The sequence below is a fragment of the Erwinia typographi genome, from assembly GCF_000773975.1.
Classification (GTDB): domain Bacteria; phylum Pseudomonadota; class Gammaproteobacteria; order Enterobacterales; family Enterobacteriaceae; genus Erwinia; species Erwinia typographi.
In genome coordinates, this window is the sequence record NZ_JRUQ01000029.1 from 72,040 (window position 1) to 94,164 (window position 22,125).

A 22,125-nucleotide genomic window follows, 5' to 3' on the forward strand; every position below is an offset into this window, starting at 1 on the left:
TTTGCAGCAAATGCCGTTTTCTTTTTCTATACTGATAACAATGACTAAAAACAGATGCAGCCATCTGTTTGGCACTTAACCTGGAGGCAAGGGATGATGCTGGCAAAATCATGTTCTGGAAGGTTGACGCTGCTGGGCGTATGTCTGGCGCTGGCGGCAGCACAGATGCAGCCAGCCATAGCGGGGATCCCGCCAGTTTCTGCTCCTGTTAAGCCTGAATATAGCGTCTCACAGGCTCAGAGCCAGCTGTTGTCCGTACTTCCCGTCGGCTATAAGCCTTACTACCTGACCGCACTGGCTCCGCTGTATTCCGGCAACGCTATGCAACCGATGTGGCAGGATCGTCAGGCCGTTCAGCAGTTCCAGCAGCAGTTGGCCGAGGTGGCTATCTCCGGCGTGCAGCCGCAGTTCAATCTCTGGGTCAAGCTGCTGACCGACCCTTCGGTCACCGGCATGGCGCGCGACGTGGTGCTGTCAGACGCGATGATGGGCTACCTGCAATTTGTCTCTACCGTGCCGGCTAAAGGGGAAACCTGGCTGTACAGCAACGTACCTTACAAACTGGCCGTACCGACAATGTCGGCGATCAACCAGTGGCAAAGCGCGGTTCAGCGTGGCGGAACGGGCGTTTTTGTCGCCTCTCTGGCCCCACAGCATCCGCAGTATGTCCTTATGCACCAGGCGTTGAAAACGCTGTTAGCCGATAATCATCCCTGGCCGCAGCTGGCCGGGAAGCAGACGCTGAAGCCGGGACAGCTGAGTGATGACGTCCCGGCTCTCAGAGAGATTTTACAGCGTACCGGCATGATGACGGCTGGCTCTGATGCGCCAAAGCCTGACGACGATGCCGTGCCAACCTCCAGCGTTCCGGCGGGCTTTGTCGATGAGGAAGTGGCGGTCAGCCCTTCGGCCACGCCAGTGCCAGACAGCCCGAACACCCAGGCTAATACCCCTGCGCCAGCTGGCCAGGTTCAGGGCGAAGCGGCCCCGGCCAACCCCACGCATATTTATTCGGCAGAACTGGTTGAGGCAGTGAAACGCTTCCAGCGCTGGCAGGGGCTGGAACCCGATGGCGCTATTGGCGCAAGGACCCGTGAATGGCTGAACGTTTCGCCTCAGCTCCGTGCTTCGCTGTTAGCCCTGAACATACAGCGTTTACGCCTGCTGCCTGACGATATGCATAACGGGATTATGGTCAACATCCCCAACTATTCGCTGATCTACTACCTGAATGGCAGCCAGATACTGGCTTCCCGCGTTATTGTTGGGCGTCCAGATCGTAAAACGCCGCTGATGCGCAGCGCGTTAAACAACGTGGTATTGAACCCGCCGTGGAACGTGCCGACGACGCTGGTCCGTCAGGATATTGTGCCGAAGGTGAAGCAGGACCCGGCCTACCTCTATAAGCATAACTACACGCTGCTTTCCGGCTGGAGTAGCGATGCCGAGGTGATCGATCCGTCGATGATTGACTGGAGCATGGTCTCTGCCACTTCGTTCCCGTATCGCATTCGTCAGGCACCAGGCGCCACCAACTCGCTGGGGCGTTACAAGTTCAATATGCCCAGCTCCGATGCGATTTATCTGCACGACACGCCGAACCATAATCTGTTCCAGCGGGATATTCGGGCGCTGAGTTCTGGCTGCGTGCGGGTAAATAAAGCCTCGGACCTGGCCAACCTGTTGTTACAGGATGCGGGGTGGAACGACACCCGAATTTCCAGCACGCTGAAAGAGGGCGATACTCGCTACGTGCCGATTCGTCATCGCATCCCGGTCAACCTCTACTATCTGACTGCCTGGGTGGCTGACGACGGTAAGGCGCAGTATCGTACAGATATTTACAATTATGATATGACCGCGCGCTCGGGCGTACAGAGCATGGCTGCGGCTGGTCAATTAATGCTCTAATGGTTGATTATGCTGGTATTCCCCTGCTATGCAGAGCGTGGACGCCGCGAACGGGCGTTGAGATAAGATGAATAAATCCCAACGCCCATCACATTTCGCGGGTTGACTCAATAGTTTTACCCGGTTATGGTTCCCGACGGTGACGTTTTGCACCATTTCAGAACAATCCAGCCAGGTAATACTGATCAATGAATGACTTCGACTCTCATCGCCGTAAGTGGTTGACCCTTGGCGGGGCCGCATTAGGTTTTGCGCTGTTGCCGCGACAGGCTTTCGCCTCACTCTCCACTTCCCGCCCTCGTATATTGACACTGAATAACCTCAATACCGGTGAAACGCTCAAAACGGAGTTTTTTAACGGTAAAAGTTACGACAAGGATGAGTTGACGCGGCTGAACCATTTTTTCCGTGATTACCGTGCTAACAAAGTCAAAAGCATTGACCCTCATCTGTTTGATCAGCTCTATCGCCTGCAGGCGATGCTGGATACGCGTAAGCCGGTGCAGCTGATCTCCGGTTACCGTTCACTGGCGACCAACAATTCACTGCGTACCCACAGCAAAGGCGTAGCGAAACACAGCTATCACACGCTGGGGCAGGCGATGGATTTCCACATTGAAGGCATTTCATTAAGCAACGTTCGCAAAGCCGCGCTTTCCATGCGGGCGGGTGGTGTAGGATACTATCCGAGTAGTAACTTTGTGCATATTGATACCGGGCCAACGCGGCACTGGTAAGATGAAATTCCGGTGGAGCCATGGCTCGCTGGTAACGGAGCGTTATGGACTATCAAATTATTCCGGTGACGGCGTTCGCGCAGAACTGTTCGCTGATCTGGTGCCCCACTACGCAACAGGCGGCTGTGGTTGACCCAGGCGGAGATGCCGAAACCCTTCAGGCCCGCATTGCCGAACAGGGCGTTACGATAACGCAGATTTTGCTGACGCACGGTCACCTTGATCATGTGGGCGCGGCGGCGGAGATGGCCGCTTTTTATGGCGTCCCGATTGTGGGGCCGCATAAGGCCGATGCCTTCTGGCTGGAAGGCCTGCCGACCCAAAGCCAGATGTTTGGTCTTCCGCACTGTGCCCCGCTGACGCCAGACCGCTGGCTGGAAGAGGGGGAAACCGTGCAGCTCGGTAACCTCACCCTTGAGATTCTCCTTTGTCCTGGCCATACACCCGGCCACATCGTCTTTTTCGATCGCGCGTCGCGCCTGCTGGTGTCTGGCGACGTCATCTTTAGCGGCGGCGTTGGGCGCTCTGACTTCCCGCAGGGCAGTCACGCAGACCTGATAGCCTCGATCAAGAACAAGCTTCTGCCGCTGGGCGATGATGTTACCTTCCTGCCAGGACATGGCCCGATCTCCACGCTGGGCCGTGAAAGGATCGCCAATCCTTTCCTGCAATAAATTTATTAAGCCGTGCGGCTAATAGCGAAAAAAAAGCCTGCTGATTAGCAGGCTTTTTTTGTTCAGACGCTCAGGTTACAGCACTGCGACAATCGCCTCGCACAGCGGAGCCATATTATCCGGCGTCATTCCCGCTACGTTCACCCGCCCGGAGTTCACCGCATAGACCCCGAACTCTTCACGCAGGCGAATCACCTGATCCTTCGTCAGCCCGCTGAAGGAGAACATACCGTTCTGACTGATGATAAAGCTGAAGTCGTCCTGCGCACCTTTTTCAGCCAGGGTATTCACAAACAGCTGACGCATACGCTGGATGCGCTGACGCATCTCGGTCAGCTCCTGTTCCCAGATGGCACGCAGCGCAGCATTGCCAAGGATGGTCGCCACGACCGCCGCGCCATGCGCCGGTGGGTTAGAGTAGTTGGCACGGATAGTGGCTTTCACCTGGCTGAAGGCGGTGTCCGCAATGGCGGACTCGCTGGCGACCAGGGTGAACGCGCCAACGCGCTCATTGTACAGACCAAAGTTCTTGGAGTAAGAACTGGCGACGATCAGCTCCTGATGGCTGGCGGCGAAAATGCGCAGGCCTTCGGCATCTTCTTCCAGACCGCGGGCAAAGCCCTGATAGGCGAAGTCGAACAGCGGCAGCCAGCCGTTAGCCAGCGACATTTCAGCCAGCTGAGTCCACTGTTCAGCCGTAGGATCGATACCGGTTGGATTATGGCAGCAGCCGTGGAACAGCACGATATCACCCGCCTTGGCGGCACTCAGAGCGCTAACCATGCCATCGAAATCGAGGGCGTGAGACGTCGCGTTGTAATACTGATATTCACAAACTTCCAGCCCAGCGGATTCGAAGACGTTTTTATGGTTAGGCCAGCTTGGGTTACTCACCCAGATCCGCTTTGCGCCGGTCTGAGTGGCAATAAAATCTGCGGCTACACGCAGCGCGCCGGTTCCACCTGGGGTCTGCGCCGTGCGGGCGCGCCTGGCGCTGACAATGGCGCTGTCGTTGCCGAACAGCAGCTCCTGAGTACACTTGCCAAAGTCGGCCAGGCCATCAATGCTCAGGTAGTTTTTGGTGGTCTCATTCTCCAGCAGATACTGCTCAGCTTTTTTCACGCTAGTCAGCACCGGCGTTTTGCCCGTTTCGTCTTTATAGACGCCAATACCCAGGTTGATCTTATTTGGGCGGTCGTCGGCACGGAAAAGATCGGCTAAACCAAGAATAGGGTCGGCGGGTGCGGCTGCAATGCGTTCAAACATAGTCGAAGTCCGTTAGGCTTAATCTAAGGCGAAATGAGGACTCAGGTTACCGCCACGGCGCACAAATTGCCAACCGTTTGCGTTAAAAATCGCGGGGAAATACCGGGGAAAGATCAAAGCAGAGGAAGATAGCAGGCTGAGGCAAACAAAAACGGGGCCGAAGCCCCGTTTTAGTACTCTGCGGCGGTGAACTACATCACCCCGACAGGCAATTAGAACTGGTAAACCAGGCCAACGGCTACGATGTCGTCGGTGTTCAGACCCAGTGGGTTGTCGTCATCCAGCAGGTTGATCTGGTAGTCCACATAGGTAGACATGTTTTTGTTGAAGTAGTAAGTCGCACCGACGTCAACATATTTGTACAGGTCAGCATCGCCAACCCCTTCGATATCCTTGCCTTTAGACTGTTCGTAAGCAATGGATGGACGCAGACCGAAGTCGAACTGGTACTGAGCTACGATATCAAAGTTCTGCGCTTTGTTAGCAAAGCCAGTTGCGTCATTGTTGTTCGCGTTGGTGATCCAGGTAGAATTACGGTTTTCACCATAAGAAGCGGCCAGGTATACGTTGTTCGCGTCATATTTCAGAGCGGTAGACCACTGCTCAGTTTTGTCGCCTCTACCGTAGGTCAGCTGGTTCTGTTCGTTGGTGCGGTCGCCAGAAGCATAAGCACCTACGATGGCAACGCCGATTGGTGAGGTATAAGAGGTTGAAACACCCCAGCCGTCGCCGTTAGCACGACGTGGATCGTCGGTACGCTCGTTTTTGCCCTGGTACTGTACAGCAAAGTCCCAGCCGTCAACCAGGCCGAAGAAGTTGGTGTTACGGTAGGTTGCCAGACCACTTGAACGGCCAACCATGAAGTTATCAGAGTAACCGGAATAACCACCGAACTCTGGCAGCATATCGGTCCAGCCGATTGCATCGTAAACAACGCCGTAGTTACGACCGTAGTCGAAAGAACCGGCATCGCCGAATTTCAGACCAGCAAAGCCCAGACGGGTTTTGTTGCCACTCTGCGCGTCATCTCCGCCTTCAGAATTGTTCGCCTGAATGTTGTATTCCCACTGACCATAACCAGTGATGGTATCGTTGATCTGGGTTTCACCTTTGAAACCAAAACGCACATAAGACTGGTCGCCGTCGTTGCCGCTATCGTCAGAGAAGTAGTGCAGGCCATCAACTTTACCGTACAAATCCAGCTTGTTGCCGTCTTTGTTATAGATTTCTGCTGCATTGGCTGCGCCAGCGGCTAACAGTGCTGGGATAACCAGTGCAAGAATGTTGCGCTTCATCATTTTTTATTACCCTCATTGGAGTTATTTGGACACCTGCCACTGCCATCAACAATTCTTTACAGAACCCTGAAGAGAGTTTGGTGTCTTCCTGTGTCTGCACGCATCTTTCCATTCACTGAAGGGATAATCTAGCCCGAAAATGCTACTAATCTCCTGTTCTGGTTACAAGAGGAAAATATGTATTACAAAATGTAAAAAATGCGGAACTTTGTGAACCATATCTAAATTTACAAAAATAAAAAAAGGCCAGCAGAGCTGACCTTGAATATATATATGAATTTCTTATGTTTAATGCACAAATTCAGAAGGTGGCGTTTCGCGGCGTTCTTGGGAATGCGATAACATCTCTTACATTTTGCACGCCGGTGACATAGGCGATTAACCGTTCGAAACCTAATCCAAAACCAGAGTGGGGTACGGTGCCATAACGACGTAAGTCACGATACCACCAGTAATCTTCCTTATTCAGCCCCATTTCCGCCAGGCGGGCATCCAGCACTTCCAGACGCTCTTCACGCTGTGAACCGCCGATGATTTCACCAATGCCTGGCGCCAAAACGTCCATTGCCGCTACTGTTTTGCCATCGTCATTAAGACGCATGTAAAACGCTTTAATATCTTTCGGATAGTTTTTCACCACTACCGGTGCTTTAAAGTGTTTTTCGGCCAGATAGCGCTCGTGTTCTGAAGAAAGATCGATGCCCCAGGACACCGCGTTTTCGAACTTTTCACCGCAGGCGATCAGGATCTCCACTGCTTCTGTATAATCTACCTGAGCAAAATCTGTGGTTACAAAACGTTCCAGGCGGGTGATGGCATCTTTGTCTACGCGCTCGGCAAAGAATTCCATGTCATCACGACGCTCTTCCAGCACGGCTTTAAACACGTACTTGAGCATCGCTTCGGCCAGTGCCGCGTTGTCTTCCAGATCGGCGAAGGCCACTTCAGGCTCCAGCATCCAGAACTCTGCAAGGTGACGGCTGGTGTTAGAGTTTTCCGCCCGGAAGGTTGGGCCAAAGGTGTAAATCCTGGAGATCGCGCTGGCGTAAGTTTCGCCGTTCAACTGGCCGGACACGGTCAGGAACGCCTCTTTACCAAAAAAATCCTGGTCATAATTGACCTTGCCTTCCGGCGTGCGCGGCAGGTTTTCCAGGTCCAGCGTGGAAACGCGGAACATTTCGCCAGCCCCTTCGGTGTCCGAAGCGGTGATCAGCGGCGTGGAAACCCAGAAGAAGCCCTGCTCATCGAAGAAGCGATGCAGCGCCTGCGCCAGCGTATGGCGAACGCGCGCCACGGCGCCAATCAGGTTGGTGCGCGGACGCAGGTGCGCCACTTCACGCAGGTATTCAATGCTGTGACGCTTGGCGGCCATTGGATAAGTATCGGGATCGTCCACCCAGCCCACCACTTCAACCGCCGTGGCCTGAATTTCATAGTTCTGGCCTTCGCCAGGCGATTCCACCACTTTACCGGTAATGATCACCGAGCAACCGGTGGTCAGTCGCAGCACTTCATCCTGATAATTATTCAACGAATTATTGACGACAGCCTGGACGGGATTAAAGCAGGAGCCGTCATACACGGCGATGAAGGAAATACCAGCTTTTGAATCTCTTCGTGTACGTACCCAGCCGCGTAGGGTGACCTCATTGTCAACCGCGACCCGGCCTTGCAGTACATCCGCTACAGGCACAACGCTCATAAAAGTCTCTCACTATTAATCAGGATTAAAAAAATACCCCGGAGTTGGGGTAGTGCTATGTTACTTACCCGAAGGCGAGACACAAGCAGAATTCGTGGTTGTGCGGGAGATTTATTCGCGGGGCGGCAGGCGGGTAAAGGAGAAGAGGGGAGCCCCCTTCTCCTGGCGTTGCGTCACTAGCTGGCTTTTTTAACCAGCGGCAGATCGAAGGCTTTACGCAGGGCGCGGACGAAGGCTTTGTCCTGGCAAATCGTTTTGCCCGGGCTGTCGGAGAGCTTGGCAACGGGCTTGCCGTTACACTCCACCAGCTTGATCACGATGTTCAGTGGCTTAACCTGGGGGATATCGCAGGTCAGGCGCGTGCCAATGCCGAAGATGACGTCGGCGCGCTGACCAAACTGGCGATAAAGCGCGACGGCTTTGTCGAGGTCCAGGTTATCGGAGAACACCAGCGTCTTGCTGCGCGGATCGATGCCCAACTGCTGATAATGCGCGATGGCTTTTTCGCCCCATTCTACCGGGTCGCCGGAGTCATGGCGCAGCCCCTGGTAATGGGTGGCAAAGTGCTGACCGAAATCGCGCAGGAAGGCATCCATAGTAATGCAGTCGGTCAGCGCAATCCCCAAACTGTCCGGGTACTCTTCCAGCCAGGCATGTAGCGCTGCGCGCTGGCTGTTAGCCAGCACCGGGCTAATCTGCTGATGAGCCTGGAACCATTCGTGCGCCTGCGTCCCCACGGGCGCAATATGCAGGCGACGGGCGATATCGTAGTTGCTTGAGCCAATCAGCCACGGGAATTCCTGCTGCAGTGTGCTGACAATGGCTAACTGCACATCGCGCGAGAAGCGGCGGCGGGTGCCGAAGTCCATCAGCTTAAAGCGCGACATATCAAGATCGTCGGTCAGCGCCTTAAAGTCGGTCAGCTTGCTTTGCAGACGCGCTACCGCCATCTCAGGCTTGACCAGCGGCGAGCGGTGGCGATGCACCACTTCGCTGATTAAGGCCAGCAGCGGCACCTCCCACATAATGACCTCCAGCCACGGGCCGCTGATACGAATATCCAGCTTGCCCTGATGGTTGCGGACCTGAACCTGAGACGGGTCATAGCGGAACTGGCGCAGCCAGGCCAGATAGTCCGCCTTGAAAAAGGGCAGACCAGCCAGATAACCGGCTTCTTCATCGGTCAACGCCAGCGTCTCCATGGTCGCGATCTGCTGGATAATCTCATCGGCATAAATACCCAGTAAATCGTCGCCCCGGCAGCGGAACTCGGCCACCACGGAAACGTTCTGGTAACGATGGAAAACCGCTTGCTGCATATGAAGCTTGTAGGCATCCGTGTCCAACAACGTGGTCAGGATCGGGGTAGCATGTCGTGTCATGGTGCGTTTCAGCATCCTCTGGCGAAGAGCGTTATCCCTGGTTCAAAAATTGGAAAAGACGCAGGAGTATAACTTGATTACTCATTTATTGAACCCGATCACAGCACAATTCAGCGGATAAGATCGAGGGCAATCCGTGCGCTTGTTAATGAATTGTGTCTTTTCGGGCGAATCCCCGGCGACGGCGTGATTCTACGTGGCAACATCGGCCTAACAAGAATAGACTTGAAAAGGTTAACTAATTATCGACGTGAGAAGGACTTATGACGCAACTGCCGCAAGCCAAAAATCGCCATGATTATCGTACGCCTGATTATACCATCACCGATATCGATCTGACTTTTATTCTGGATGCCAGCACTACGCAAGTGACCGCCATCAGCCGCGTTAAACGCCTGGGCGCCGAAGACGCTGAGCTGCGTCTGGACGGCGAGGATTTAACGCTACTTTCGATGGAAATCGACGATCGGCCCTGGCCGCATTATCGCGAGGTCGAAGGGGCGCTGATTATCGGACAGCTGCCGGAAACCTTCACGCTGAAGATCGTCAACGAAATCCATCCGGATAAAAATACCGCGCTGGAAGGCCTTTACCAGTCCGGCGAGGCGCTCTGTACCCAGTGTGAGGCCGAAGGCTTCCGCCATATCACCTGGTATCTTGACCGGCCTGATGTGCTGGCGCGGTTCACCACCACGATTATTGCTGAGCAGACGCGCTATCCCTATTTACTCTCCAACGGCAACCGCATTGACAGCGGGCAGCTGGAGGATGGCCGTCACTGGATGAAGTGGGAAGATCCGTTCCCGAAACCTTGCTATCTCTTTGCGCTGGTCGCGGGTGAATTCGACGTGCTGCGCGACAGCTTTAAAACCCGCTCAGGGCGTGACGTTGCGCTGGAGATCTTTGTCGATCGCGGCAATCTTGACCGCGCCGACTGGGCGATGACCTCGCTGAAAAACAGCATGAAGTGGGATGAAGAGCGCTTCGGCCTGGAGTATGACCTCGACATCTTTATGATCGTCGCGGTGGATTTCTTCAATATGGGCGCGATGGAGAATAAAGGCCTGAACGTCTTTAACTCTAAATACGTGCTGGCGAAGGCAGAAACGGCTACCGACAAGGATTACCTCGGCATCGAGGCGGTCATCGGCCATGAATATTTCCACAACTGGACCGGCAACCGCGTCACCTGCCGCGACTGGTTCCAGCTGAGCCTGAAAGAGGGACTGACGGTGTTCCGCGATCAGGAGTTCAGCTCTGACCTCGGCTCCCGCGCCGTGAACCGCATTGATAACGTGCGGGTTATGCGCGGCGCACAGTTTGCTGAAGATGCCAGCCCGATGGCGCATCCTATCCGTCCGGAGCAGGTGATCGAGATGAACAACTTCTACACCCTGACGGTGTATGAGAAGGGTTCAGAAGTGATCCGCATGATGCATACGCTGCTGGGCGAAGAGAACTTCCAGAAAGGGATGCAGCTCTATTTTGAGCGTCATGACGGCAGCGCGGCAACCTGCGACGATTTTGTCCAGGCGATGGAGGATGCCTCCAACGTCGATCTCTCCCAGTTCCGTCGCTGGTACAGCCAGTCCGGCACGCCGGTTCTGACCATTCGCGATGATTACAATCCTGAGCTGGAACAGTACACGCTGCATGTGACGCAGAGAACGCCAGCCACCGCCGACCAGAAAGAGAAGAAGCCGCTGCATATTCCGCTGGATATCGAACTGTATGACGGCGAAGGGAAGGTTATCCCGTTTCAGCATAACGGGCACCCGGTTCACCATGTGCTGAACGTCACCGAAGAGTTCCAGAGTTTCGTCTTCGACAACGTCTATTTCCAGCCGGTGCCCTCACTGCTGCGGGAGTTTTCAGCGCCGGTGAAGCTGGACTACAAATGGAGCGACGCTCAGCTGACCTTCCTGATGCGCCACGCGCGCAATGATTTTGCCCGCTGGGATGCCGCCCAGAGCCTGATGGCGACTTATATCAAGCTGAACGTCGCGCGGCATCAGCAGGATCAGCCGCTGTCGGTTCCACTGCACGTTGCCGATGCGTTCCGCGCGGTGCTGCTGGAAGAGAACAGCGATCCTGCGCTGATGGCGCTGATCCTTTCCCTGCCGGGTGAAAATGAAATTGCCGAGCTGTTTGAAACTATCGATCCTCAGGCGATCGCCGGGGTGCGTGAGTCGCTGGTTCGCCTGCTGGCAACTGAACTGGCTGACGAGTGGCTGGCGGTGTACAACGCCAGCCACACTGCCGAATACCGCGTCGACCATGCTGACATCGGCAAACGGGCACTGAAAAATGTCTGCCTGGGCTATCTGGCCTTTGGCGATGCGGAGCTGGCGGACAGGCTGGTGCAGGCGCAGTTTAACCAGGCGAACAACATGACCGACTCGCTGGCGGCCATGGCCGCTGCGGTGGCGGCGCAGCTACCCTGCCGTGAAACGCTGCTGGCGGCGTTTGATGAGCGCTGGCATCAGGATGGCCTGGTCATGGATAAATGGTTCGCGCTTCAGGCCACCAGCCCGGCGGCGGACGTGCTGAGCCGCGTCCGTGCGCTGCTGAGCCATCGCTCCTTTACCCTGAGCAATCCGAACCGCATTCGCTCGCTGATCGGGGCTTTCGCTTCCGCTAATCCTGCTGCGTTTCATGCGACGGACGGAAGCGGGTATCAGTTCCTGGTGGAGATCCTCACCGATCTGAACACGCGCAATCCGCAGGTTGCCGCGCGGATGATCGAGCCGCTGATCCGCCTCAAGCGTTATGATGCGGGGCGTCAGGCTTTGATGCGCAAGGCGCTGGAGCAGTTGAAAGGGTTGGATAAACTTTCCGGCGATCTTTACGAGAAAATCAGCAAAGCGCTGGGTGCCTGAGCAGGCTGAAATAAAATGGGAAGGGGCGAATGAATATTCGCCCCTTTTTTTAACGCTGCGCGAAGCGCTTTTCCGTTTCTACCGGCGAGCGCTTCATCACCCGATCCAGCACTTCCGCTTCAAGTTCTGCCAGCCTCACCGAGCCTTTGCGTCTGGGACGGGGTAAGTCTACCGGCAGGTCCAGCCCAATATTTCCCTGTTCAATCAGCAACACCCGATCGGCCATCGCCACGGCTTCGCTGACGTCATGCGTCACCAGCAGTACGGTGAAATGGTATTTTTGCCACAGGGACTCAATCAAATCCTGCATCTCAATGCGGGTCAGCGCATCCAGCGCGCCCAGCGGCTCGTCCAGCAGCAGCAGGCCCGGACGATGGATCAGCGCGCGTGCAAGCGCCACGCGCTGCTTTTGCCCACCGGAGAGCGCGGCAGGCCACTCTTTGGCGCGATCTGCCAGACCTACCGCTTCAAGCGCCTCCAGCGCGGCCGCTTTCCATGTTTTCCCCTTCAGACCGAGGCCAACATTATCAATGATGCTTTTCCACGGCAGCAGCCGCGCATCCTGAAACATCATGCGCGTATCGTCCCTGGCCTCGCTGAGCGGCCCGTTGCCGGCCAGCAGACTGCCGGAGGAGGTTTTTTCCAGCCCGGCCAGCAGACGTAACAGTGTGCTTTTTCCACAGCCGCTGCGTCCCACGACCGCCACAAACTGGCCAGAAGGAATATGCAAATTGATATTATTTAATACTGTCCGGCCCTTGTACTGCTTGCTTACGCCGTTGATCACCAGCGGCGTACCGGCATTGAGGCGAGCCGGAGAAGGCGTTAATTCGCTCATGCGTTTTCCTCTTTCAATTGATAGGCCGGGTGCCAGCGCAGCCATACGCGTTCAAGCAATTGTGCGCTGACGTCAGCAAGCTTACCGAGCAGGGCATAGAGAATGATGGCGACCATCACCACATCGGTTTGCAGGAACTCACGGGCATTCATCGCCAGATAGCCAATCCCTGAATTGGCGGAGATGGTTTCGGCGACGATCAGCGTCAGCCACATCAGCCCCAGGGCAAAGCGCACGCCAACCATGATCGAGGGCAGGGCGCCAGGCAGCACCACCTGAATAAATAAACGCCAGCCGGAAAGTCCGTAGCTGCGGGCCATTTCTACCAGACCACGGTCAATGTTGCGGATACCGTGGTAAGTGTTCAGATAAATGGGGAACATGGTGCCCAGCGCGACCAGGAAAATTTTTGCGGACTCATCAATGCCAAACCACAGGATCACCAGCGGGATCAGCGCCAGATGCGGTACGTTACGCAACATTTGTACCGAGGTATCCAGCAGCCTTTCTCCCACTCGCGACATGCCGGTGATCAGCCCCAGCAGCAGGCCAATCGAACCGCCAATACCGAAGCCAATCGCGGCCCGCCAGCTGCTGATCGCCAGATTCTGCAACAGCTCGCCGCTGACCGAGAGTCGCCAGAATGCGACGGCGATAGACTCCGGCGAGGGCAGAATTCGGGTAGAGAGCCAGCCGATCTGCGAGGCGATCTGCCAGACGGCGATCAGCAAAACCGGCAGCGCCCAGGGGACCAGCTGGTTGCCAATACGGGTAAGCTGTTTGTTCATCGTCACCTCTAGCTCTGCGAAACTTTTTGTGGAGTAAAATCGTTAGCCACCGCTTCGCCGTGGGCTGTAACCACTCGCGGCTGCGGAATTTCCGGTACCGCCAGATCCAGATGTGGGAACAGCAGCTCACCGACGCGATAAGCTTCCTCAAGGTGCGGATAGCCGGAGAGAATAAAGGTTTCGATGCCCAAATCGGCATACTCCTGCATTCTGGCCGCCACCGTTTCACCATCGCCGACCAGCGCCGTGCCTGCTCCTCCACGAACCAGACCCACACCAGCCCAAAGATTAGGGCTGATCTCCAGCTTGTCGCGGCGACCGCCGTGCAGGGCCGCCATGCGCTGCTGACCTACGGAGTCGGTTCTCGCCAGAGCCGCCTGGGCTTTTGCGATAGTGGCATCGTCGAGGTGTGAGATCAGGCGATCGGCGGCCTGCCAGGCTTCTTCGTTGGTTTCACGCACAATCACATGCAGGCGAATGCCGAATTTCACTTTGCGCCCCAGAGCGGCCGCTTTCTCCCGTACCTGAGCAATCTTCTCTTTCACTTGGGCTGGTGGTTCACCCCAGGTCAGATAGACATCAACCTGCTCAGCGGCCAGATTCTGCGCCGGTTCAGACGAGCCGCCAAACCAAAGCGGCGGGCGCGGCTGCTGCACCGGTTTGAACATCAGGCGGGCGCCACGAACGTGGACATGTTTGCCTTCAAAATCTACGGTTTCCCCCTCCAGCACGCGGCGCCAGACGCGCGTGAACTCGGCGGATTCGGCATAGCGTTCTTTATGGTCGAGGAACACGCCGTCGCCCGCCAGCTCTTCGGCATCGCCGCCGGTGACCAGATTGAACAGGGCTCTGCCGTTTGACAGCCGATCGAGCGTGGCAGCCTGGCGAGCGGCCTGGGTAGGCGATATCACGCCCGGCCTTAACGCCACCAGAAAGCGCAGCCGCTGGGTGACCGGAATTAGCGAGGCGGCGACCAGCCAGGCATCTTCGCAGGAGCGTCCGGTGGGGATCAGCACGCCGCCAAAGCCGAGGCGATCCGCAGCCTGAGCAACCTGCTGCAAATAACCATGATCGACCGGACGCGCGCCCTCAGCCGTACCTAAATAGTGTCCATCGCCGTGGGTGGGTAAAAACCAGAAAACGGAAAGGCTCATGGCGTAATTCCTTATTGATTAGCGCTGGTGGCGTGCCAGATGCGATCGGCAATCTCGACTTTCACCGGCATTAAATGGCTGCTGTAAAACAGATCGGCGGTTTGCTGCTGTGCCCTGGCCGTTTTTTCACTGACCGGCCCGATAGTGGTTGGCGGGCGATGGTCCAGATAACTGGCGATAACCGGCTTCGGTAACCCCATTGCCTGGGCAAGCAAATCGATACTTTGGCTACGATTGCTGATCGTCAGCGCATCGGCCTGGCTGAAGGTGGCGAGAACCTGAGTGATAAAGGCCCCGTTGGCTTCGGTAAAGGGTCGGGTAGCCAGATAGAACGAACCGGTTTGGTTGAGCTGGCTGCCGTCGGTCAGTACCCGCACATTCCCCTTTAGCAAGGCGGCGGAATAGTAGGGGTCCCAAATCGCCCAGGCATCAACATCGCCCTGCTGAAAGGCGGCGCGGGCGTCTGCCGGCGTCAGGTAGGCCGGTTGAATATCGCTGAACGAAAGCCCAGCCTTTGCTAAAGCTCTCAGCAGCAGGTTGTGCGAGCTGGAACCTTTCTGAAACGCGACTTTATGGCCTTTCAGATCGGCCACGGTTTTGAACGGACTGTCTTTGGCAACGAGAATCACCTCGGCCTTGGGCTTCGGCGGTTCAGCCCCGACATAGAGCAGATCGGCGCCGGCGGCCTGCGCAAAGATCGGCGGAATATCTCCGGTGCTGCCGAGGTCAATGCTATTAACATTCAGCGCTTCGAGCATCTGCGGCCCGGCGGGGAACTCCACCCATTTGATTTGCGTGGCAGGGAAACGCTGTTCCAGCAGGTGGTGCGATTTGGCCAATACCATGCTGACCGAGCCTTTCTGGTAGCCGATGCGGAACGTTTTGGGCGCGTCGACCGGCGCTGCCATTGCCGTGCCTGCCAGCAGGCTGGTTAGCGTAACGGCGGAAAGAAATCGTGCAAAAAACCTCATCAGGTCGTCCTTAAACAGCAAGCGCCAGCGGCTGATGGCGACGCGCCAGCGCCTGCCAAAACGTTTCCATCGACTCGTTAATTCGCTCCTCAAGGATTGGCGAAAGCTCCGGCTGACGATCGTAATGCGTTATCTGGCTGTCATCGGCGAACACGCCATGCAGGATCTCCTGAGCTTTCAGGGCGCTGAGCACCGGTTTAAGCGCGTAATCCACCGCCAGCATATGGGCGAGGGTCCCGCCGGTAGCCAGCGGCAGCACCACTTTATGCTCCAGCGCGCGTTCAGGCAGCAAATCCAGCAGCGTTTTCAGCGCGCCTGAAAACGAGGCTTTATAAACCGGGGTGGCCACGATCGCGCCGTCGGCCTGTTCCAGGTCCTCTTTCAGCGCCAGCAGGGCTGGAGAGTCGAAGCGGGCGTACAGGAGATCTTCGGGCGCGAAGTTATGCAGATTCCACGGAATGACCTCAACGCCACGCTGTTCAAGCAGGCGCTGACAGACGGTAAGCAGGGCAGTCGAACGCGAAGGATAGCGAGGACTTCCGGCCAGAGTAATAACGCGCATAACCTCTCCTTATAACTAAAAGTTATTGAACTGACGTTTTCTTAATTCGATGGCTCTATCCTGACAGAGCGCCCGGAGAGGCTTAAATGATTTATCTGGCATAGGTAAGTCGTTAAGCGGATAAGGAAATCGTTTGTTGGCTAATTAATAGGCAGCAGGTTTCTATTGCAGCAATGTTTTTAATTATGTATTACTAATTTTTTACATACAGACCAACTATGACATAAGGAATAACAAGTGAAAAAAGTACTTTTGGCTGTTAGCGCTGCTGTAATGCTGCTCTCCGTAGCAGGTTGTTCATCTACTCCGAATACCATGAAGTTGCAGCAGGGTACGACCAATCTGTTGGGTCTGGCCTCTACCGATGAGGTGACGCTGAGTAATATTCAGAAGGGAACGCCAAACGCCCTGGGCGGTAGCGATGTGACCTTTGATGCCACCACGGCGAAAGGCCGCAAGTTTAAATGCAAAACATTTATGATCCCAGGCCTGCTGGCCGAGCCTACCTATTCCGATTTCACCTGCGGGCAGTAATGCCGACAGTGTAGATATGCCTGTGCAGGCGGGGTGAATTTCCCGCCTGTTTTTATCGCTGATAAAACCTTCCTTTATTTACCGCTATCGTTTTACTTTCCCCGTAAAGGACTTTACCATTTTCACCCGCGCCTGCAGCGTCACTACGCCTTCTGCTGCTGCCCAGACAGCCCTTCCGCCGGAAACAGATCCTGTAAGAGGAGGAGAAGGGGCGACAGTGACGCAAAAACGCAGTATTCCAGGTTTATATCGCCATGCGATATCGACTGTTTGACTTAATCAGCCTGATATCGTCGGGCTCCAGGAGCGACCATGTATTACCCCTTTGTTCGTAAGGCGCTTTTTCAACTAGACGCTGAGCGCGCCCACGAGCTGACTTTACAGCAGCTGCAGCGCATTACCGGTACGCCTTTGCTACATCTGATCCGCCAGTCTCTCCCTTTTAAGCCGGTTAACTGCATGGGGCTGACATTTAAAAATCCCCTCGGACTGGCTGCCGGGCTGGATAAAAATGGCGAATGTATTGACGCTTTTGGCGCTCTGGGCTTCGGATCGATTGAGATCGGCACCGTCACGCCGAGGGCGCAGCCGGGTAATGACAAGCCAAGAATGTTCCGCGTGCTGCAAGCTGAAGGGATCATCAACCGGATGGGATTCAATAATCTCGGCGTGGATAATTTGGTTGAGAACGTAAAAAGATCCCACTTCGATGGCGTACTGGGGATCAACATTGGCAAAAATAAAGATACACCGGTGGAGTTGGGCAAGGACGATTATTTAACCTGCATGGATAAAATTTATCCTTATGCAGGCTATATTGCCATTAATATCTCATCACCCAACACCCCAGGATTACGCACGCTGCAATATGGCGAGGCGCTGGACGATCTTTTGATCGCGGTAAAACAAAAGCAGAAAGATCTTGAAACGCTTCATCATAAATATGTCCCGCTTGCGGTTAAGATCGCGCCGGATCTTTCTGAAGAAGAGTTGATCCAAATTGCCGACAGCCTGGTGCGTCATAATATAGATGGGGTGATTGCCACAAATACCACGCTGGACCGTTCGCTGGTCGAGGGATTACAACATGCCGGTGAGGCAGGGGGCCTGAGCGGCCGTCCGCTCCAGCTGCGCAGTACAGAAATTATTCGCCGCCTGTCGCAGGAGCTACAGGGCAAGCTGCCGATTATTGGCGTCGGTGGAATTGATTCGCTGGTTTCGGCTCGTGAGAAAGTGGCGGCGGGCGCTTCGCTGGTACAAATATATTCCGGCTTTATTTACAAAGGACCGTCGCTGATAAAAGAAATTGTGACCCACCTCTAAGCCAATTCTCACTTAAATATGCCAGGGGCTTTATTTTCGCCGCTGGCTCGTTTATATTTTATCCTGTTCACTCATTATTCAGCCTATTTTGATCTGTTGCGGATTGACATGAATGTTCACATCCACGGCAGGTTCAATAAATAGCAGGCCATTTTTATCACTACAGGACCCATCATGAGAATTAAACCTGACGACAGCTGGCGCTGGTTTTTCGATGCAGAACACGATCGCATGATGCTGGATCTGGCTGACGGTATGCTGTTTCGTTCGCGCTTCCCCCGCAAGATGCTGACGCCGGATGCTTTTGATACTTCAGGGTTTTGTGTCGACGACGCGGCGCTGTTCTTCACCTTTGAAGAGAATTGCCGCCGCTGTGAACTGAATGCGGACCAGCGTGCTGAACTGGTGCTGAACGCGCTGGTTGCCTGCCGCTTCCTTAAGCCGCTGATGCCAAAGAGCTGGCATTTTGAGACGCACCGCCACGGCGGCTGGGCGCCAGCCGAAGGCGAGTTAGTTACCGTGCAGCTGTGTGAAAATGGTGAGCAGGCCGCACTGCTGGTGGTTGAAAGCGGAGAAAGTGCCGCGCTCTGCCTGCTGGCGCAGCCCCAGCTGACCCTCGCCGGGCGTGGCATGGTGCTTGGCGACGCGATTAAAGTCATGAACGATCGTTTACAGCCGCGGCAGCAGTCCCAGTCGCTGCCGTATGCCCGAGCCGTTTAATCCTGTTCTACTGCGTCAGAACCAGGTCGCTGGCTGGAATGCAGCTACAGCTGAGTATTCTGCCGTTATCCTGAACGGCTCCTTGCTTCATTGGGCTGACCTCACCTGAAACCAGCGTCAGGTGGCAGCTGCCGCAGATCCCGGCGCGACAGGAGTAGGGGATGCGATAGCCCTGCATTTCCAGCTGCTCCAGCAAAACCTGCTGATTGTTACCGCTGAAGGTTTCCCCCTGCCAACTGATGGCGACGCGCTTCGCGCTGCTGCTTACTACCTCTACCGATTCCGTCACTTGTCCTGCGCCGTAAGGGCGCGGCGGCTTGGCGGACAGTACCTGAAGCTCGTCTCCGACCCGCAGAATGCCGCTGCTGCGGGCAATCAGATTGAGGCCAAAATCAATATCCCCGCTGCCATCCGCTGCGGTGCGAAACTTTTGCAGCGTGGCCAGCGGCTCGCCGCCCGGATGTTTGCGGCCGCGTTCCGGGCTGACCGTCGTCAGCACGCAGCGGCTACAGGGCTTGGGCACGTCAAACAGGATTTCGCCGATGCGCACTGTCGACCAGCTGTCTTCGGCCCAGCGCGCTGCGCCGGTGACCACAAGATTTGGCCGGAACTGCTCCAGCTTGACGCCCGCCGGGCAGCGCTGGCGCAAATCCTGTAAGGACGCTTCGTTGATCAGCAGAAAAGGGAAGCCGTCGGCGAAGCCTAGCGGCACCTGCCCGAAACGTTTTACCCGTCGCGTCATCTCAGGCCCGACCCAGCGCAGCTGAACGGCACGCGGGAAGAAGCCGCTGAGCCACTGATTAATCGCCTCCGGCGCAATCTGCGAGGTGAAAATATTTCCCCAGACTTCGGTCGGCGCGGCTTCATCTGAGAAGTCCGCCAGTCGGACAGTGGCGCTGGTGCCGTCCGGCGCAGAAAGAAACAGACCTTCAGGGGTCAGGGCTGGCGTGAACAGCACCATCTCCGGGTACTGACGTGCGGTAATAAAAGTGCCATCGGGCGTGGTGATCATAAAGACACGGTCAAAGGCCAGCCCACTCTCCAGCGCCTGCGCATGCGAAACCTGCATCCCCCGCAGCGATTTCACCGGATGGATAAACAGACGAGACAGGCTGATCATAAGGCCTCCAGCTAACTAAATGAGGAAAAAAGGCTTTGCAGGCAAGAAAAGCGGCGGGGTGCCTGGCGAAAAGAAGCTAACTTTATGACATGTGCCCGTGATTAGCTATAATGCGCAGCAATTTTCTGAAGACGATAAGTGACGCTATGAATTCTCTGTTTGCCAGTACGGCGCGTGGGCTCGAAGAGCTGTTAAAAAGTGAACTGGAAGCGATGGGGGCTCAGGCCTGCCAGGTCGTCCAGGGCGGCGTACATTATCAGGGTGACGATCGTCTGATGTACCAGAGTTTGATGTGGAGCCGCCTGGCCTCGCGCATCCTGCTGCCGCTGACCGAATGCGGCGTTTACAGCGATCTGGATCTCTATCTGGGCGTGCAGGCTATCGACTGGCCGGCGATGTTTGGCAGCGATAAAACCTTTGCCGTGCACTTCAGCGGCCTCAATGAGGTGATCCGCAACAGCCAGTACGGCGCGCTGAAGGTCAAAGACGCCATTGTCGACAGCTTTACCCGTAAAAATCTGCCGCGTCCGGATGTGGATCGCGAGCAGCCGGATATCCGCGTCAACGTCTGGCTGAATAAAGACACTGCCAGCATTGCTCTGGATCTGAGCGGAGCCGGTCTGCACCAGCGCGGCTACCGTCAGCAAACGGGCCTTGCCCCGCTGAAGGAGAACCTGGCGGCGGCTATCGTACTGCGTTCGGGCTGGCAGGCAGGAACGCCGCTGGTCGATCCGCTGTGCGGATCGGGAACGCTGCTGATCGAAGCCGCGATGATCGCCAGCGATCGTGCGCCAGGCCTGCACCGTCAGCACTGGGGGTTTACCGGCTGGGCCAAATTTGACGAGGCGCTGTGGCGTGAAGCGATCGCCGAGGCGCAGGTGCGCGCTAAGCGCGGGCTGCAGGAAACGACCTCGCGCTTTTATGGCTATGACATCGATTCACGGGTGATTGAGCTTGCGCGCGCCAATGCCCGCCGCGCTGGCCTGGCCGGGGTAATTAGCTTTGGCGTGCAGGATGTGCTGAAGCTGACCAATCCGCTGCCGGAAGGCCCAACGGGCACGGTGCTCAGCAATCCGCCATACGGCGAGCGTCTGGAAAGTGAACCGGCGCTGATTGCGCTGCACAGCCAGCTGGGCAGGCTGATGAAAAGCCACTTCGGCGGCTGGAACCTGTCGCTGTTCAGCGCCTCTCCAGAGCTACTGAGCTGTCTGCAACTGCGTGCGGATCGTCAGTTCAAGGCGAAGAATGGCCCGCTGGACTGCGTGCAAAAAAATTATCAGCTGGCGGTGAATTCTGCCGCAGGCGCGGGCGGGCAAATTGCCGAAGATTATGCTAACCGCCTGCGCAAAAACCTGAAGAAACTGGAAAAATGGGCGCGTCAGGAAGGCCTCGAATGCTACCGTCTCTATGATGCGGATCTGCCTGACTATAATGTTGCGGTCGATCGCTATGGCGACTGGATCGTGGTGCAGGAGTATGCGCCGCCAAAAACCATCGAACCGGCGAAGGCTCGTCAGCGCCTGTTTGATGTCATTACCGCCACGCTCAGCGTGCTGGATCTGCCGTCTGATAAGCTGGTGCTGAAAACCCGCGAAAGGCAGAAAGGCAAAAGTCAGTATCAGAAACTGGGCGAAAAGGGCGATTTCTTTGAGGTCTCCGAGTTTAACGCCAAAATGTGGGTTAATCTGACCGATTATCTGGATACCGGGCTGTTCCTCGATCACCGTATTGCCCGTAAAATGCTCGGCCAGATGAGTAAGGGGAAAGATTTCCTCAATCTGTTCGCCTATACCGGCAGCGCCAGCGTTCACGCGGGCCTGGGCGGCGCGCGCAGCACCACGACGGTGGATATGTCCCGTACCTATCTTGAGTGGGCGGAGCGTAACCTGCGTCTGAACGGCCTGACTGGCCGCCAGCATCGCCTGATGCAGGCCGACTGTCTGAGCTGGCTGCGTGAATCGAACGAGCAGTTCGACCTGATCTTTATCGATCCGCCGACCTTCTCCAACTCCAGGCGTATGGAAGAGAGCTTTGACGTACAGCGCGACCATCTGCTGCTGATGAAAGATTTGAAAAGGCTGCTGCGTAAAGGCGGCACCATGATGTTTTCCAACAACAAGCGCGGTTTCAAAATGGACCACGAGGGTCTGGCCGGACTGAATCTTGCTGCGCAGGATATTACCGCCAAAACTCAGTCGCAGGATTTTGCCCGCAATCGTCAAATTCATAACTGCTGGCTGATTACCCACGCCGGTAAGGAATAACG

The 22,125-nt window shown here is 55.9% G+C and carries 18 protein-coding genes; 8 read left to right on the forward strand and 10 right to left on the reverse strand.

Annotation, left to right across the window (positions count from 1 at the left end):
- Positions 1–93: 93 nt before the first annotated feature.
- The 3 genes from ldtD to NG99_RS10120 all read left to right on the forward strand — a co-directional run bounded on the left by ldtD (position 94) and on the right by NG99_RS10120 (position 3,322).
- Positions 94–1,911, forward strand: coding sequence for a L,D-transpeptidase (gene ldtD, locus NG99_RS10110; RefSeq protein ID WP_034891786.1), 1,818 nt, complete (start codon positions 94–96; stop codon positions 1,909–1,911).
- A gap of 188 nt (positions 1,912–2,099) precedes the next feature.
- Positions 2,100–2,648 (forward strand): YcbK family protein, encoded by a 549-nt coding sequence (locus NG99_RS10115; protein WP_034891788.1) that lies wholly within the window; start codon positions 2,100–2,102, stop codon positions 2,646–2,648.
- 44 nt (positions 2,649–2,692) lie between these two features.
- Entirely contained in the window at positions 2,693–3,322 is a 630-nt protein-coding gene (locus NG99_RS10120) for an MBL fold metallo-hydrolase (protein ID WP_034891791.1), read from the forward strand.
- A 75-nt stretch (positions 3,323–3,397) separates the two neighbouring features.
- Here the strand turns inward: NG99_RS10120 and NG99_RS10125 are convergent, their stop codons facing one another.
- The 4 genes from NG99_RS10125 to pncB all read right to left on the reverse strand — a co-directional run bounded on the left by NG99_RS10125 (position 3,398) and on the right by pncB (position 8,970).
- On the reverse strand, positions 3,398–4,588 hold the full coding sequence (locus NG99_RS10125) for an amino acid aminotransferase (protein WP_034891794.1): 1,191 nt from the start codon (positions 4,586–4,588) through the stop codon (positions 3,398–3,400).
- A gap of 212 nt (positions 4,589–4,800) precedes the next feature.
- Positions 4,801–5,886, reverse strand: a complete 1,086-nt coding sequence (gene ompF, locus NG99_RS10130; RefSeq protein WP_034891796.1) for a porin OmpF — start codon at positions 5,884–5,886, stop codon at positions 4,801–4,803.
- A 301-nt stretch (positions 5,887–6,187) separates the two neighbouring features.
- On the reverse strand, positions 6,188–7,588 hold the full coding sequence (gene asnS, locus NG99_RS10135; protein WP_034891799.1) for an asparagine--tRNA ligase: 1,401 nt from the start codon (positions 7,586–7,588) through the stop codon (positions 6,188–6,190).
- A gap of 176 nt (positions 7,589–7,764) precedes the next feature.
- A complete protein-coding gene (gene pncB / locus NG99_RS10140) occupies positions 7,765–8,970 on the reverse strand; it encodes a nicotinate phosphoribosyltransferase (RefSeq protein ID WP_034891963.1) in 1,206 nt (401 codons plus the stop codon).
- A gap of 263 nt (positions 8,971–9,233) precedes the next feature.
- On the opposite strand from pncB, the gene pepN reads away from it, so the two are divergent.
- The gene (pepN, locus tag NG99_RS10145) at positions 9,234–11,849 is read left to right on the forward strand and encodes an aminopeptidase N (protein ID WP_034891802.1); all 2,616 of its coding nucleotides are present in this window, start codon (positions 9,234–9,236) and stop codon (positions 11,847–11,849) included.
- 49 nt (positions 11,850–11,898) lie between these two features.
- Here pepN and ssuB read toward each other — a convergent pair whose 3' ends face one another.
- The 5 genes from ssuB to ssuE are packed head-to-tail and all read right to left on the reverse strand — an operon-like array spanning position 11,899 to position 16,162.
- Positions 11,899–12,687, reverse strand: coding sequence for an aliphatic sulfonates ABC transporter ATP-binding protein (gene ssuB, locus NG99_RS10150; protein ID WP_034891806.1), 789 nt, complete (start codon positions 12,685–12,687; stop codon positions 11,899–11,901).
- Complete coding sequence (gene ssuC, locus NG99_RS10155) at positions 12,684–13,475, reverse strand: aliphatic sulfonate ABC transporter permease SsuC (RefSeq protein ID WP_034891810.1); 792 nt, start codon at positions 13,473–13,475, stop codon at positions 12,684–12,686. Before ssuC ends, ssuB begins: the two co-directional genes overlap by 4 nt.
- Positions 13,476–13,483: 8 nt before the next feature.
- Positions 13,484–14,629, reverse strand: a complete 1,146-nt coding sequence (gene ssuD / locus NG99_RS10160) for an FMNH2-dependent alkanesulfonate monooxygenase (RefSeq protein ID WP_034891813.1) — start codon at positions 14,627–14,629, stop codon at positions 13,484–13,486.
- A gap of 11 nt (positions 14,630–14,640) precedes the next feature.
- On the reverse strand, positions 14,641–15,600 hold the full coding sequence (locus NG99_RS10165; RefSeq protein ID WP_034891815.1) for a sulfonate ABC transporter substrate-binding protein: 960 nt from the start codon (positions 15,598–15,600) through the stop codon (positions 14,641–14,643).
- A gap of 10 nt (positions 15,601–15,610) precedes the next feature.
- Positions 15,611–16,162 (reverse strand): NADPH-dependent FMN reductase, encoded by a 552-nt coding sequence (gene ssuE / locus NG99_RS10170; RefSeq protein WP_034891817.1) that lies wholly within the window; start codon positions 16,160–16,162, stop codon positions 15,611–15,613.
- A gap of 237 nt (positions 16,163–16,399) precedes the next feature.
- Here ssuE and NG99_RS10175 point away from each other — a divergent pair, with 237 nt between their 5' ends.
- From NG99_RS10175 to NG99_RS10185, 3 genes are all read left to right on the forward strand, one after another.
- Positions 16,400–16,696: a peptidylprolyl isomerase gene (locus NG99_RS10175; RefSeq protein ID WP_034891820.1), complete on the forward strand. Its 297-nt coding sequence runs from the start codon at positions 16,400–16,402 to the stop codon at positions 16,694–16,696.
- 312 nt (positions 16,697–17,008) lie between these two features.
- Complete coding sequence (gene pyrD / locus NG99_RS10180) at positions 17,009–18,019, forward strand: quinone-dependent dihydroorotate dehydrogenase (protein ID WP_034891823.1); 1,011 nt, start codon at positions 17,009–17,011, stop codon at positions 18,017–18,019.
- A gap of 174 nt (positions 18,020–18,193) precedes the next feature.
- Positions 18,194–18,739 (forward strand): cell division protein ZapC, encoded by a 546-nt coding sequence (locus tag NG99_RS10185; RefSeq protein ID WP_034891826.1) that lies wholly within the window; start codon positions 18,194–18,196, stop codon positions 18,737–18,739.
- A 7-nt stretch (positions 18,740–18,746) separates the two neighbouring features.
- Here NG99_RS10185 and NG99_RS10190 read toward each other — a convergent pair whose 3' ends face one another.
- Positions 18,747–19,859 (reverse strand): YcbX family protein, encoded by a 1,113-nt coding sequence (locus NG99_RS10190; protein WP_034891829.1) that lies wholly within the window; start codon positions 19,857–19,859, stop codon positions 18,747–18,749.
- A gap of 146 nt (positions 19,860–20,005) precedes the next feature.
- Here NG99_RS10190 and rlmKL point away from each other — a divergent pair, with 146 nt between their 5' ends.
- Positions 20,006–22,123: a bifunctional 23S rRNA (guanine(2069)-N(7))-methyltransferase RlmK/23S rRNA (guanine(2445)-N(2))-methyltransferase RlmL gene (gene rlmKL, locus NG99_RS10195; protein WP_034891965.1), complete on the forward strand. Its 2,118-nt coding sequence runs from the start codon at positions 20,006–20,008 to the stop codon at positions 22,121–22,123.
- Positions 22,124–22,125: the final 2 nt, after the last annotated feature.

Coding starts and splice junctions, on each gene's coding strand:
- NG99_RS10185 (WP_034891826.1), top strand. CDS start 18,194: ATGAGAATTAAACCTGACGACAGCTGGCGCTGGTTTTTCGATGCAGAA.
- ldtD (WP_034891786.1), top strand. CDS start 94: ATGATGCTGGCAAAATCATGTTCTGGAAGGTTGACGCTGCTGGGCGTA.
- NG99_RS10115 (WP_034891788.1), top strand. CDS start 2,100: ATGAATGACTTCGACTCTCATCGCCGTAAGTGGTTGACCCTTGGCGGG.
- asnS (WP_034891799.1), bottom strand. CDS start 7,588: ATGAGCGTTGTGCCTGTAGCGGATGTACTGCAAGGCCGGGTCGCGGTT.
- pyrD (WP_034891823.1), top strand. CDS start 17,009: ATGTATTACCCCTTTGTTCGTAAGGCGCTTTTTCAACTAGACGCTGAG.
- NG99_RS10190 (WP_034891829.1), bottom strand. CDS start 19,859: ATGATCAGCCTGTCTCGTCTGTTTATCCATCCGGTGAAATCGCTGCGG.
- pepN (WP_034891802.1), top strand. CDS start 9,234: ATGACGCAACTGCCGCAAGCCAAAAATCGCCATGATTATCGTACGCCT.
- NG99_RS10120 (WP_034891791.1), top strand. CDS start 2,693: ATGGACTATCAAATTATTCCGGTGACGGCGTTCGCGCAGAACTGTTCG.
- ssuD (WP_034891813.1), bottom strand. CDS start 14,629: ATGAGCCTTTCCGTTTTCTGGTTTTTACCCACCCACGGCGATGGACAC.
- ssuE (WP_034891817.1), bottom strand. CDS start 16,162: ATGCGCGTTATTACTCTGGCCGGAAGTCCTCGCTATCCTTCGCGTTCG.
- ssuB (WP_034891806.1), bottom strand. CDS start 12,687: ATGAGCGAATTAACGCCTTCTCCGGCTCGCCTCAATGCCGGTACGCCG.
- pncB (WP_034891963.1), bottom strand. CDS start 8,970: ATGACACGACATGCTACCCCGATCCTGACCACGTTGTTGGACACGGAT.
- ssuC (WP_034891810.1), bottom strand. CDS start 13,475: ATGAACAAACAGCTTACCCGTATTGGCAACCAGCTGGTCCCCTGGGCG.
- ompF (WP_034891796.1), bottom strand. CDS start 5,886: ATGATGAAGCGCAACATTCTTGCACTGGTTATCCCAGCACTGTTAGCC.
- NG99_RS10165 (WP_034891815.1), bottom strand. CDS start 15,600: ATGAGGTTTTTTGCACGATTTCTTTCCGCCGTTACGCTAACCAGCCTG.
- NG99_RS10125 (WP_034891794.1), bottom strand. CDS start 4,588: ATGTTTGAACGCATTGCAGCCGCACCCGCCGACCCTATTCTTGGTTTA.
- rlmKL (WP_034891965.1), top strand. CDS start 20,006: ATGAATTCTCTGTTTGCCAGTACGGCGCGTGGGCTCGAAGAGCTGTTA.